General features: G+C 68.4%; 11 protein-coding genes. 4 read left to right on the top strand and 7 right to left on the bottom strand.

What is annotated here, in order from left to right; genetic code table 11:
• Window positions 1-4: 4 nt before the first annotated feature.
• The 5 genes from F3H10_RS16365 to speB all read right to left on the bottom strand — a co-directional run bounded on the left by F3H10_RS16365 (window position 5) and on the right by speB (window position 5,329).
• Window positions 5-919 (bottom strand): sensor histidine kinase, encoded by a 915-nt coding sequence (locus tag F3H10_RS16365; protein WP_223174297.1) that lies wholly within the window; start codon window positions 917-919, stop codon window positions 5-7.
• Window positions 814-2,946: a PAS domain-containing response regulator gene (locus F3H10_RS10435; protein WP_223174296.1), complete on the bottom strand. Its 2,133-nt coding sequence runs from the start codon at window positions 2,944-2,946 to the stop codon at window positions 814-816. Before F3H10_RS10435 ends, F3H10_RS16365 begins: the two co-directional genes overlap by 106 nt.
• A gap of 71 nt (window positions 2,947-3,017) precedes the next feature.
• Entirely contained in the window at window positions 3,018-3,554 is a 537-nt protein-coding gene (locus F3H10_RS10430) for a thiol-disulfide oxidoreductase DCC family protein (protein WP_149784703.1), read from the bottom strand.
• A 2-nt stretch (window positions 3,555-3,556) separates the two neighbouring features.
• Window positions 3,557-4,258 carry a YqjF family protein gene (locus F3H10_RS10425; protein ID WP_149784702.1) on the bottom strand — a complete coding sequence of 234 codons (702 nt, stop codon included), beginning with the start codon at window positions 4,256-4,258 and terminating at the stop codon, window positions 3,557-3,559.
• A 63-nt stretch (window positions 4,259-4,321) separates the two neighbouring features.
• Complete coding sequence (gene speB / locus F3H10_RS10420; RefSeq protein WP_149784701.1) at window positions 4,322-5,329, bottom strand: agmatinase; 1,008 nt, start codon at window positions 5,327-5,329, stop codon at window positions 4,322-4,324.
• Window positions 5,330-5,575: 246 nt separating this feature from the next.
• Here speB and F3H10_RS10415 point away from each other — a divergent pair, with 246 nt between their 5' ends.
• Window positions 5,576-6,691, top strand: coding sequence for a mandelate racemase/muconate lactonizing enzyme family protein (locus F3H10_RS10415; protein WP_188127923.1), 1,116 nt, complete (start codon window positions 5,576-5,578; stop codon window positions 6,689-6,691).
• A gap of 9 nt (window positions 6,692-6,700) precedes the next feature.
• Here the strand turns inward: F3H10_RS10415 and F3H10_RS10410 are convergent, their stop codons facing one another.
• Complete coding sequence (locus tag F3H10_RS10410) at window positions 6,701-7,504, bottom strand: creatininase family protein (RefSeq protein WP_149784700.1); 804 nt, start codon at window positions 7,502-7,504, stop codon at window positions 6,701-6,703.
• A gap of 94 nt (window positions 7,505-7,598) precedes the next feature.
• Window positions 7,599-8,054 (bottom strand): desampylase, encoded by a 456-nt coding sequence (locus tag F3H10_RS10405; RefSeq protein ID WP_149784721.1) that lies wholly within the window; start codon window positions 8,052-8,054, stop codon window positions 7,599-7,601.
• 136 nt (window positions 8,055-8,190) lie between these two features.
• Here F3H10_RS10405 and F3H10_RS10400 point away from each other — a divergent pair, with 136 nt between their 5' ends.
• From F3H10_RS10400 to coaBC, 3 genes are read left to right on the top strand one after another with little or no spacing between them, the layout of a single operon-like run.
• A complete protein-coding gene (locus tag F3H10_RS10400) occupies window positions 8,191-10,671 on the top strand; it encodes a DNA topoisomerase VI subunit B (protein ID WP_149784699.1) in 2,481 nt (826 codons plus the stop codon).
• The gene (locus tag F3H10_RS10395; protein ID WP_149784698.1) at window positions 10,668-11,753 is read left to right on the top strand and encodes a DNA topoisomerase IV subunit A; all 1,086 of its coding nucleotides are present in this window, start codon (window positions 10,668-10,670) and stop codon (window positions 11,751-11,753) included. Before F3H10_RS10400 ends, F3H10_RS10395 begins: the two co-directional genes overlap by 4 nt.
• Window positions 11,754-11,778: 25 nt before the next feature.
• Window positions 11,779-12,948 (top strand): bifunctional phosphopantothenoylcysteine decarboxylase/phosphopantothenate--cysteine ligase CoaBC, encoded by a 1,170-nt coding sequence (coaBC, locus tag F3H10_RS10390; RefSeq protein WP_149784697.1) that lies wholly within the window; start codon window positions 11,779-11,781, stop codon window positions 12,946-12,948.
• Window positions 12,949-12,965 lie beyond the last annotated feature (17 nt).

Here is a 12,965-nt window from a genome sequence, read left to right as displayed (position 1 = left end):
CCCGCTAACCGATGACTTCGACGCCGGTGATCTCGAAGCGCGCACCGCCGTCCGTACCCTCCGTCGCGTGAATCTCCCAACCGTGGGCCTCGACGATCTGCTCCACGATCCGGAGTCCGAATCCGGAGCCGTCCTCGTCGGTCGTATATCCCGTCGTGAACACCGTCTCGCGGTCGTCTTCGGGGATCCCAGGGCCGTCGTCCTCGACGTAAAATCCGTCGTCTAGTCGCCCGAGAGTAACTGTGACGTCGGGACCGCCATGCTGGCGGGCGTTCCGGAGGAGGTTCTCGAAGAGCTGGGTAAGCCGATCCGCGTCAGCCTCTATCGTCATCGGAAGGTCCCCTCCGTCCGCGTACTGGAGCGTGGCTTCGGTCGCATCGTCGGCGACGATCGACCACGCGTCGTCGACGACGCCCCCGAGCGCCACTCGGTCCAGCGGTCCGATGTCCCGCCCCTCCCGAGCCAGCCAGAGGAGGTCGTCGATGATCTGAGCCATCCGTTCGGCCGCGGACTCGATCCGAGCGAGATGCTCACTGTCGCAGTCGTCCTGAGCGAGTTCCACGCGCCCGCTAATGACGCTGAGTGGCGTTCTGAGGTCGTGGCTCACGACGCCGGCGAACTCCTCGAGCGACTCGTTGTGTCGTTCCAACTGCTGTTCCATCCGTTTTCGTTCGGTGATGTCGACGAGGACGCCGGAGAACCGGAGCGGTTCGCCGTCCGCGCCGCTCACCACGTGTCCGCGGGCGAGTACCCACCGTAGCTCGTCGTCGCCGTTCCAGACGCGATACTCCGTCTCGTAGTCGCTACACGCCGCTACCGCCGCCTCGATCCGTTCTTCGACCCGCTCACGGTCGTCCTCGTGGATCTTCGAGATGAACCGGCCGAGTTCGACGCCTCGTTGGGCCGCCTCCGGATCCACGCCGAACGTCCTCGCGAACTCCTTTCCCGTAACGAGCCGGTCGTCCGGGACGTGCCACTCCCACGTTCCGATGGCCCCCGCCTCGATGGCGTTCTCCAGTTGGGCGTGGCGTTCCGGAGCTCCCGTTCGCGTTCCTTCTGTTCGGTGACGTCCTGAACGAAGCCTCGAACGGTCCCACGCTCCCCGTCGCCGACCGGCTTTCCCCGCGTTCGAATCCACCGCTGGTCGCCCTGAGCGGTGATCAGGCGGAGGTCCTTCTCGTATGGTTTCCCGTCCTCGAGCGCGGCTTCGACCGCCCGTTCGATGGTGGCCCGATCCTCGGGATGGAAGAACTCGAGCGCGTCCTCCAGCGTCGGATCGAACTCCTCGTCGACGCCATGGATCCGCCGAGTCCCGGCCGTCCACACGAGGGACCCGTCCGCATCGAACTCCCACGCACCCAGGTTCCCCAGCCGTTCGGCCTCCGTGAAGAACTCGCGTATTCGTTCGAGTTCCCGTTCGCGTGCGGCCTGCTCGGAGACGTCCCGACCGACGCCGACGACCACGATCCCGTCCCGATTGGGGACCGTCAGGCGAGTCTTCCGGAACTCGTATGGAACCGACTCCCCCTCCGCCGTGATCGCGTCGGCACGAACGGAGGACGAGCCGGTCTCCAGCGTTTCCTCGATGCTCTCCCTGATCCGGTCGCGGTGTTCCTCGACGAAGAACGCGGTTACGTCTATCCCGTCGATCTCCTCCTCGGAGTAGCCGCTTAGCTCCGGAATGCGGTCGTTCCAGCGGAGCAGCTCTCCCTCCTCGTTCAACGCGTAGTAGACGTCCTGTAACGCGCCCAGACTCTCGTTGATGAGCTCCTGTTGGCTCTCGAGTTCTCGTTCGCGCCGGACGTGCTCCGACACGTCAGTTATGAAGCCGTCGATGACCTTCTCGCCGGTTACCGGGTCCTCGATCAGCTGTCCCTGGTCGCGGATCCACCGCACGTCGCCGTCTTTTGTGACGATGCGATACGTCGAATCGAACCGGCCCGTTGCTTCGATCCCCTCGATGTGATCGGTCCAGAGGCCCTCTCGATCGTCCGGGTGGATGATCTCCTCCGCGAGGACGACGTCGTCCTCCAATTCGGCCGCCGTATAGCCCGTGATCGACTCGGCATCGCCCTTGACGAACCGTAACGGGTACTCCGGGTCGTATTCGTGACGGTACACGTATCCAGGGAGGTTCCCGATGATCGTCTCGAGATGGAGCGTGCGTTCCTTTTGTTCCGTAACGTCGCGGACTTGTCCCACGATCCGTACCACGTTCCCGTCCTCGTCCAGAACGGGGTGGGTGTCACCACGAATCCACCGCCGTTTCCCGTCCGGACGAACGATCCGATACTCGATCTGGGACGACTCTCCCTTCGTGAGTCGCTCCATCGACACACGGGCTCGCTCCCGGTCCTCGGGATGGACGAGGTCCAGGAACGCCGTCGGGTCGGCCTCCAGCTCTTCGATCGATCCGCCCCAGATCTCCTCGTACGCCGTGTTGATGAAGAGCAGCTCGCTCCAGTCACCGCTGAACATGAACAGAACGTCGTCCGTCCGTTCGGCGACTTCCGAGAGCTTCCGTTCGGTCTCCCGCACCGCCTGCCGGGAGCGATGTTGTTCGACGGCGTTGCCGATCCGGTTGGCGAGGACCGTGTACTGACTCGTCCCGGCCTCCTTCTGGAGGTAGTCGGTGACGCCCGTCGAGATGGCCTCGCTGGCGATCTCCTCCGAGCCTTTGCCCGTATAGAGGATGAACGGCAGGTCGGGGTATCGCTCACGGACGTCCTCGAGAAACTCGATCCCGTTCCGTTCGGGCATGTCGTAATCCGAGACGACACAGTCGACGTCGCGAGCAGCCAAGACGTTCAATCCCTCGGTAGGAGCGGTTGCCGTTCGGACGGTGATTCGGTCGTCCTCGCGCTCGAGGTACGTCCCGACCATCTCACCAAACGACGGGTCGTCGTCCACGTGGAGGACCTGGATCGGTTTGGTGGATCTGCTCATGATACCGTGTGTCGAAACGTCCTAGGGTTAAGTAGGTGGGCAAGCGACGTCCCTCGTCCCTTCCGAGAACGTCAGGAGAGGAACCGGTCGCTGACGTCCTCGTCGGGCACCATACACTGGTCCTTTCGCCCGAACCAGTCGTATCGGTTGTCCGCGACGAACTCGTACAGGCGGTCGCGGATCGGCCGCGGGACGATCCGCCCGATCCCCGCGATCCGGTAGGGCCACCCGAGCAGCTCCGCGATCCGGATCGCGGCCCCGGATTTGGTGTAGGTCCGATCGCCCTCCACGAGGACGAACGAGTCGAACTCCTCGGTGGGGAAGTCGTGGCGCTCCAAGAGCGCCTGCCCCGGCTCCGACTGGAGGGCGGCGTACTTGAGCCGTCCCTCGGGGTCCCGCGGGATCAGGAACTGGATGACCCCGTTACAGAGGTTACAGACCCCGTCGAACAACACGACTGGCGTCTCGGGCGGGCTCGTGGCGTCGTCCGCGTCGTCGGCGTTGGCGTCACCCGTATCCTCCGCGTCGTCGGCGACGTTGGCGGCGCCCACGTCATCCGCGTCGTCGGCGGCGCCCGTGTCGCCGGAGTCGCCGGGTTTCGGAACCATTCTCAGTTCACCCCCGCCGACCGCTCGCTTCGCGAGGCCGTCACGTCCAGCCCGGGGCTGTAGTACCGCACCGGCTCCGCCTCCGGTCGGCGGAACCCGGCGGCCCGGAGCAGCGTGTCGGTCTCGACGCTCGCCTCCGCGGGGTACAGCGTCCACGGGTCGTGGCGCACGTCGGTGTGGCGGACCGACCCGTCGGGCGCCTCGGTGTAGAAGCGGTAGCGCTCGACGAGGAACTCGGCGAGCGGGTCCTCGGCGGCCGCGAACGGCTCGCCGGTCGGCCAGTAGGTCGCCTCGTACCGGGCCGGGCGGTCGCCGGGGTGTCGCCGTCGGCTCTCGAAGGCGACCCGTCCGTCGGCCCACTCCAGCGAGATGCGGGCGTAGTAGTAGGGGAGATGGTGGAACAGTCGCGCGCCGGCGACGCTCGCGAGCCCCTGCGCGTCGAGGCTGAAGAAGTAGACGCTCGGCACGCCGTCGCGGGTGACGTACGTCCGGACGTTCACCTCCGGGAGCCGCACGCCGAGCGAGCGTGGGAGCCCCTTCGGCCGCACGGCGACGTTGGTGAAGGGGATCACGGAGAGCCACGCCGAGCCGTCGTGTTCGTCGGGTTCGAGCCCCTCGGGGAGATGCGAGCGCAGCAGGTCCGGATCGACGGGCCAGCTCTCGAACAGCAGGTGCCGCCACCCCATCTCCAACGGGAGAACCATACGAGGGCTCCGTGACGCGGAGAAAAATACCTTCGGCTCCGCCCCTCGGCGTTCGACCTCGTCTCAGCGGGCGAACATGCGTTCTAGGAACGTGACGAGGAGGTACGCGGCGAGTCGCTCGGTCCCCTCGGTGGCGTCGTATCGCGGGGCGACCTCCATCAGATCGACGGCCCCGACCGCGTCGTGCGCGCCGAGCACCTCCATCGTCTCCAGCGCCTGGTGCGGCGTCAGCCCGCCCGGACACGGAGTGCCGGTCCCGGGCGCGAAGCCCGGGTCGACCGCGTCGACGTCGAAGGTGACGTACACCGCGTCCGTGTCCTCGGCGGCGGCCTCGACGGCGTCGGCGACGACGGGACCGATCCCGCGCTCCTCGACCTCGCGCATCGTGAACAGGTTCAGCCCGGTCTCCTCGGCGAACTCGAAGTAGTCGGGCGACTCGTAGCCGCGGATGCCGACCTGGCTGACCGAGTCGTACTCGACGCCGGGCAGCTCCGCGATCCGGGCGGTGCTCGACCCGTGGAAGTCGGTGCCGAAGACGGGGCTCTCCGAGACCGTGTCGGTGTGGGCGTCGATCTGGACGAAGCCCACGCGCTCGTGGTCGGACCCCTCCGCGAAGCCGCGGAACGCGGGGAACGTACAGTAGTGGTCGCCGCCGATCATCACCGGGAACGCCCGAGCGGCGAGCGTCGCGGCGTACGCGGTGACGCTCTCGGCGGTCGACTCGTGGTCCATTGGGAAGACGGGAGCGTCGCCGACGTCGGCGAGGGTGAACTCGTCGAAATCGACCTGGTCGCCGGTCCGCATGTTCGTCAGCGCTCCCTTGTACTCGGAGAGGTACGCCCACCACGCGCTCGCCTCGCGCACCGCCCCCGGCCCGTACCGCGCGCCCGGCCGGTTGGAGACCGCCCCGTCGTAGGGGACGCCGAAGACCGCGACGTCGACGCCGTCGAGGTCGTCAGGGTCGCGCGGCTCGCCCTTGAGGAAGGTGTCGAGCCCGGCGTACGCCAGTTCCACGTCCGCGCCCGGCGTCGACTCCCGGAACGCCGCGGCCCTGCTCGTCGGGTCGGTCACGCGCCGACCACCTCGCTCGTGGAGGGTTCGACGGTTCCTTCGGGACCGCTCCCGGCGCTTCCGGCTTCGATCGGATGGGATGCGTGTGTGTTCATTCGGTGACCCGGAGACGATCGGCTCCTGTCGGCAGTGGAACCGCCCGGGAGGTAAAGGTACCTTCCGGGGCCGACGCCGGCCGGGGACGCCGACGCCGTTCGATGCCGCCCCGGAACAACCGTTATATACGGCGGCGGTGACGGGCGACCCATGCGAATAGCGAGCCTCGAAGCCGTTCCCGTATCGATCGACGTCAAGCCGCTCGGAGACGGACTGGGCGTCGCCCCGTACGTCGCGGGCTACACCGTCGTCGAGTCGGCCGAGCGACTGGTGATCCGGCTCGAGACCGAGGACGGAACGGTGGGGTGGGGCGAGACCGTGACGAACCCGTCGCCGTCAGTCGCGGTGGACCTCGTGGAGGACGTCATCGCCGAGGAGGTCGTCGGCCGCTCCGTCTGGGAGATCGAGCGCGTCGTCGACGCGTTCGAGTACCCCTACATGCGGATAACGCCGCTCGTGAGCGGCGTCGAGATGGCGATGCTGGACGCCCTCGGGAAGTGCTTCGACGCGCCGCTCCACCAGCTGCTCGGCGGGAAGGTGACCGACTCGGTCCCGGTCGCCTTCTGCCTCGGCATCCTCGACCCCGAGGAGTCGGCCGAACAGGCCGCCGCCGCGCTCGACCGCGGGTTCGACGTGCTCAAAACGAAGGGCGGGCTGGACGCCGACGAGGACGTCGCGAGGATGCGGGCGATGCACGAGGCGACCGACGGCCGCCTCGACCTGCGGCTCGACGCCAACCAGACGTGGGGCTTCGAGGAGGCGGTCCGCGTCGGCGCGCGCCTCGAGGACGCCGGGGTCTACCCCCAGTACCTCGAACAGCCGATCCGGATCGACACGGCCGGGTCGTACGCGCGGCTCCGCAACCGGCTCAGGACGCCCATCGCGGTCAACGAGGACGCCTACTTCCCGTACAACCTCTATGAACTGCTCAAACGCGACGCGATAGACGTCGCCGTGCTGGATTTGATCCCCGCCGGTGGCGTCATGGCCACGAAACAGCTCGCGGGGCTGGCCGCCGAGTCGGGGGTCTCGCTTTCACACCACTCGTCGTTCGAGTTCGGGATCAAGACGGCCGCGGTTCTCCACCTCGTGGCGTCGACGCCGGAGTTCACCCTCGCGCCCGACCGCGTGAACTACGCGCTCGAGGACGACGTCATCGCGGACCGCTTCGAGGTCGTCGACGGCGAGATGACGGTCCCGACGGAGCCGGGGCTGGGCGTCGACGTCGACGAGGAGAAGGTCGCGGAACACCGGATTCCGATCTGAGTCGGTCGCCTACGCGTTCCGCTCGTGGACCTCTCGGAGCAGTTCCTCCATCTCGTCGCCGAGCCGCTCGTAGATCTCCTCGCCCTTCTCCGGGCTGGCCAGCTCCGGCGCGCCGATCGCGCCGGTGTGTGAGTACTCCTCGAACTCGCGGTAGACGGCGAGCGGCCCGCCCTCGACGAGGTCCCGCGTTCCGAGGTCGTACGGCTCGTCGAGCATCGACGCCTCCATCCGCTCCTCCTCGACGAGGTCGGGCCGCAGGTGCTGCATCAGCGACGTCTCGAACTCGCCGCCGTGTGCCATGCCGCCGAGTTCGCTCTCGCGGATCTCGTCGATGAAGCGGGCGGCAAGGGAGAAGTACGTCAACCCGAGGACCTCCACGTCGCCGTGTTCCTCGCCGATGGTGCTGGTCGCGGCGGAGATCAGCGACTGGTTCCCGCCGTGGCCGTTCAACAACAGGAGGGCGTCGAAGCCGTTCTCGAGCGCGCTCTCCGCCACGTTCTCGATCGCCTCGAGCATCACGTCGAAATCGAGCGTGATCGTCCCGCCGAAGGGCATGTGGTGCGGCGAGAACCCGGACCAGAACGGCGGCGTGACGAGGAGCGGCACGTCCTCCTCGACGCGCTCGGCGGCGAGGTGGGCCACGGCGTCGACGAGGATCGTGTCGGTCGCGACCGGGAGGTGGTGACCGTGCTGTTCGATGCTCCCGATCGGAACGATCAGGACCGACCCGTCCGCGTCGCCGACGTCGCCGACCTCCTCGTACGTCTTGCCGGCCCAGTCGGATCGGGCAGCCCCGATGTGTTGAGAGACCATGCGCGACCCTTGCGTGACGGGTACTTATACCATGCGGCGGTCCCGGTTCGAGTCGCGGCCGAAACGTCCGAGCGTCTCGCCCGGTACTCGAGCGTCACGCGTCCGACCGCTCGCTCCGAACCGCGACGACCTCCCGATCGAACCCCTCGTCCGTCCCGCGCCAGCGCCACGACCCGACGAACGGGTGGCCGTCCAGCGCGCAGATGGCGTACGAGTGGTCGGTCCACGTCGCTCGGGCGACGTCAGTCTCGCTCGGACGGGGCGGTCCCGCGGGATGCGAGTGGTAGAACCCGACGACTTCGAGGCCGTCGCCCTCGATCGACTCGACGACCGCGAACAGCTCCTCCGGGTCGATCCGGTAGCGCGTCTCCGGCCGCTCGGCGACGTTCTCGGTCGGGAGGGCCTCGGTGACGAGGCTCTCGGCTCGATCCGCGTCCTCGCTGTCGGGGGCGCCTCTCATCCCCGCCAGCACGCCGCACACCTCCCTCGGTTCCCCGCGGCGCGCGTGGTCGACGACCGCGTCATAGGCCGCGCGGGTGAACTCGAGCACGGTCGAGAACACGCGGGATCGGTACATAAATCCCTCCCGCCGCGTCCGCCGGGAACCGCCGGGACCGACACGATCTCCACTTTCACCTCGCTGCCGGTTCGTTTTTATTCCCCTCGGCGAAAGGTACGGGCACCGAATGACGTCCTTCCAGTCGAGTCTCGGCGAGGACGAGGGGATCGCGGAGGAGCTGGCCGAGAGCCAGCGGGAGATCTCCATCGCCGAGTTCTTCGAGAAGAACAAACACATGCTCGGGTTCGACTCGGGCGCTCGTGGGCTCGTCACCGCCGTCAAGGAGGCGGTCGACAACGCCCTCGACGCGACCGAGGAGGCCGGGATCCTCCCCGACGTCTACGTCGAGATCACGGAGGTCGGCGACTACTACCGCGTCGTGATCGAGGACAACGGACCGGGGATCACCAAAGAGCAACTCCCGAAGGTCTTCGGGAAACTGTTGTATGGTTCGAGGTTTCACAAGCGGGAGCAGAACCGCGGTCAGCAGGGGATCGGCATCTCGGCGGCCGTGCTGTACTCCCAGCTCACTTCGGGACAGCCGGCGAAGATCACGTCGCGGCCGAAGGGACAGTCGGACGCGCAGTACTTCGAGCTGATCATCGACACCGACACCAACGAACCGGAGATCAGCGTCGACGAGACCACCTCCTGGGACCGCCCGCACGGCACGCGGATCGAGTTGGAGATGGAGGCGAACATGCGGGCGCGCTCGCAGCTCCACGACTACGTGAAACACACCGCGGTCGTCAACCCGCACGCCCGGATCGAGCTGCGCGAGCCGGGCCTCGAGGAGCCCTGGAAGTTCGAGCGCGCGACCGACGAACTGCCGGCCGAGACGGAGGAGATCCGCCCGCACCCGCACGGCGTCGAACTCGGCGCGCTCATCAAGATGCTCGAGGCGACGGAGTCGTACTCGGTCTCGGGGTTCCTCCAGGAGGAGTTCACGCGGGTCGGCAAGAAGACGGCGGACAACGTCATCGACGCGTTCCGCGACCGCTATTACGGTCGCGAGCTCGCCTGGTCGCCGCCCTCCGCCCGGTCGACGGTGACGGGCGCGACGAGCGCGGACGTCGAGGACGCGATCGAGGCCGCCGTCGCCAACAAGGGCGCGGACGCGACCAGCGCGTTCGCGGACGGGGTCGCGGAGACCGTGGCCGGAAACGACCACCTCTCCCGCGCCGAACTCGAGACGATCGTCGGGAACGTCGCCGACGCGGTCGAGGACGACACCGGCCGCACGTTCGGTTCCACGGTGCGCGAGAACGCCACCCGGGCGGCGTGGCGGGTCGTCACGACGGGTGACGCGGGCGAGGACGACGGGGACGAGGCGGACGGAGACGAACGCGGGGTCGCCGCCGACGACTCCCCGATCGTGGCCGACCTGTACGTGCTCGTCGACGAGGTCACCTCGACGCGGAAGGACGACGAGGCGGTCAGGGCGATGGCGGAGGCGATCGCGTTCCGGCTCGCCGACCTCGAGGGCGACGCCTACCGGATCACCCGCGACGACCTCGATCGGCTCGTCGCGGACGCGGCGAACTTCGTCGACGAACAGCACGACGCGACGTTCGGCGAGACCGCCCGCGAGAACGTCGTCGAGGCGGTCTGGTCGCGGGCCCGAACCGTCCCCGACGACCCGCCGAAGGTACGGGAGGTGTCGGGGGACCGCGACGCCGCGGCCGACCTCCTCGAGGCCATGCGCGGCACGGACATCCTCGCGCCGCCGACGGACTGTCTCGCGCCGATCACGGCGGAGCTGGTGGAGGCCGGGCTCCGCAAGGAGTACGACGCGGACTTCTACGCGGCGGCGACCCGCGACGCCGAGGTCCACGGCGGCGACCCGTTCATCGTCGAGGCCGGGATCGCCTACGGCGGGGAGATCCCCGCGGAGGGCTCCGTCGAACTCCTGCGGTTCGCGAACCGCGTCCCGCTCGTCTACCAGCGGGGGGCGTGTGCGACCACCGACGTGATCCGCACCATCGGCTGGCGCAACTACGGGCTCGACCAGCCCGGCGGCTCGGGGATGCCGAACGGGCCGGCCGTGATAAGCATCCACGTCGCGTCGACGAACGTCCCGTTCACGAGCGAGTCGAAGGACGCGATCGCGAACGTCCCCGCGATCGAAGACGAGATCGAACTCGCGGTGCGGGAGGCGGCCCGCGAGTTGAAGTCGTACCTGAACAAGCGGCGCTCGATGCAACAGCGCCGGGAGAAACAGGACGTGCTCGGCCGGATCCTCCCGGAGATGGCCGACAAGGTCTCGGAGGTGACCGGCCGGTCTCGTCCCGACATCGACGGCGCGCTGGCGCGGATCATGAACAACGTCAGCGTCGAGCGCGAGGTCGACGACGGCACGGTCCGGCTCGTCGTCGAGAACCACTCGGACGTGAACGAGCGATTGGAGATCACGGACATCGTCTCGACCGAGCCGACCGACCTCTCCGACGGGACCGCCGTGGACATGGACGGCGAGTGGTTCGTCCAGTGGAAACCCGAGGTGGCCTCGGGCGACGAGCGGGAACTGACCTACGCCGTCGACGGCGAGGCCGACTTCGAGGTCAGCGTCGGCGGCGTCGAGACGGAGAAACTCACGGTGAACGCATGAAGACAGACGCCGACGCACGAGACGAGCTCATCGACCTGGCCGCGGACTTCTACGACCAGTTCGCGGCCGGGAGGATCCCGGAGATGGAGCTGCCGACCCGGACGAAAAGCAACATCGAGTACGACGAAGAGAGCGGCGTGTGGACCTACGGGGACCGCACGTCGGTCCGGAGCGCCAACTCGGTCAACGGCGCGCGGAAGCTGTTGAAGGCGGCGTTCACCATCGAGTTCCTCGCGGACCAGCTGGATGCGGACCGCTCCTCGACCCTGCGTGAGCTGTACTACCTCTCGGAGTCGTGGGACAACGACGAGGCGCAGTTCAACAGCCAGGACGAGTCGAACGACCTCATCGAGGACCTCGAGATCGTCACGGGCGTCACCCGCGAGGACTTCCACATGCGCCCGGAGGAGTCGGGCGCGAAGGTGATGGGTCCGCTGCGGCTCCGCGAGCAGACCAACCGCGGCGACCGCGACATCCACTGCCAGCTCGACGTGGGACAGGGCGGCTACCAGATCCCCAACAACCCCGACACCATCGAGTTCCTCGAGAACGACGCCGAGTTCGTCCTCTGCGTCGAGACCGGCGGGATGCGCGACCGGCTCGTCGAGAACGGCTTCGACGAGGCACACGACGCGCTGGTCGTCCACCTGGGCGGACAGCCGGCGCGTGCCACGCGCCGGCTGACGAAGCGCTTCCGCGACGAGCTCGACCTCCCGGTGGTGGTGTTCACCGACGGCGACCCGTGGTCCTACCGGATCTACGGCTCCGTCGCGTACGGGTCGATCAAGTCCGCGCACCTCTCGAAGTACCTCGCGACGCCGGAGGCGCGGTTCATCGGGATCCAGCCGGCCGACATCGTCGAGTACGACCTCCCGTCGGACCCGCTCTCCGACTCCGACGTCAACGCCCTCGAGTCGGAACTGGAGGACCCCCGCTTCCAGACCGACTACTGGGAGGAGCAGATCGAGCTCCAGCTCGACATCGGCAAGAAGTCCGAACAGCAGTCGCTCGCGAGCCGCGGGCTCGATTTCGTCACCGAGACGTACCTCCCCGAACGGCTCGGCGAGATGGGCGTGATATAAGCCCCCGGGGCGGGAACGGCCGACAATGTTAGCGGGGGTCAACGTCGCGCTGGGCGTCTCGGGCAGCATCGCGGCGGTGAAGGTGGTCGAGCTCGCCCACGAACTGCGCCGCCACGGCGCGAGCGTCCGCGCGGTGATGACGCCGGCGGCGACGGACATCGTCCACCCGTGGGCGGTCGACTTCGCCACCGACGAGCCCGTCGTCACGGAGATCACCGGCGACGTCGAGCACGTCGAGCTCTGCGGCCGCGACGGCTGGGCGGACGTCCTCCTCCTGGCTCCGGCGACCGCGAACACCGCCGGAAAGGTCGCGGCCGCCGTCGACGACACCCCCGTCACCACCTGTGCGACCACGGCACTCGGCGCGGACGTGCCCGTCGTGATGGCCCCGGCGATGCACGAGCCGATGTACGACCACCCGGGCGTGCTCGCCGCGCTCGACACCCTGGAGGCGTGGGGCGTGACGTTCGCCGACCCGCGGATCGAGGAGGGGAAGGCCAAGATCGCCGCGGAGTCGACGATCCTGACGGAGGTCGCCCGCGCCACGACGCCCGACGCGCTCTCGGGGACCCACGTCGTCGTCACGGCGGGCGCGACCAAGGAGCGGATCGACCCGATCCGGATCTTAACGAACCGGGCGTCCGGCAAGACGGGGCGGGCGGTCGCCCGCGCGTGTTACGTCCGCGGGGCCGACGTGACGCTCGTCCAGGACGGCCCCGAGGTCCCCTACGCCGACGTGGTCGCCGTCGAGACCGCGGACGAGATGATCGACGCCTGCCGGGAGGCGGCCGTGACCGCCGACGCGCTGATATCGGCGGCGGCGATATCCGATTTCACCGCCGACGCCGTCGACGAGAAGATCCGGTCGGGGTCGCCGTTGTCGGTCGATCTCCGGCCGACGCCGAAGCTGCTCGACTCCGTCCGGGAGGCGAACCCGGACCTCCCGCTCGTCGGGTTCAAAGCCGAGACCTCCGGCGACGACGCGGCGATGGTCGCGGAGGCGGAGCGCATCCGCGACCGAGTCGGGCTCGCGTTCGTCGTCGCCAACGACGCGAGCGTGATGGGCGACGACCGGACGCGCGTCCTGCTCGTCGGTGCCGAGGGAACCGAGCCGGAGCCGGCCTCCGGGTCGAAGGACGCCGTCGCCGGCCGGATCGCGGACCGGCTGGCGACGGTTCTGGGCCGCGACGACTGAGGGCGTCCGGGCCGAGA

The organism is Halorubrum aquaticum, from assembly GCF_900113615.1.
In the GTDB taxonomy this organism is placed as follows: Archaea; Halobacteriota; Halobacteria; order Halobacteriales; family Haloferacaceae; genus Halorubrum; species Halorubrum aquaticum.
This window is presented reverse-complemented; position numbering and strand designations above follow the sequence as displayed.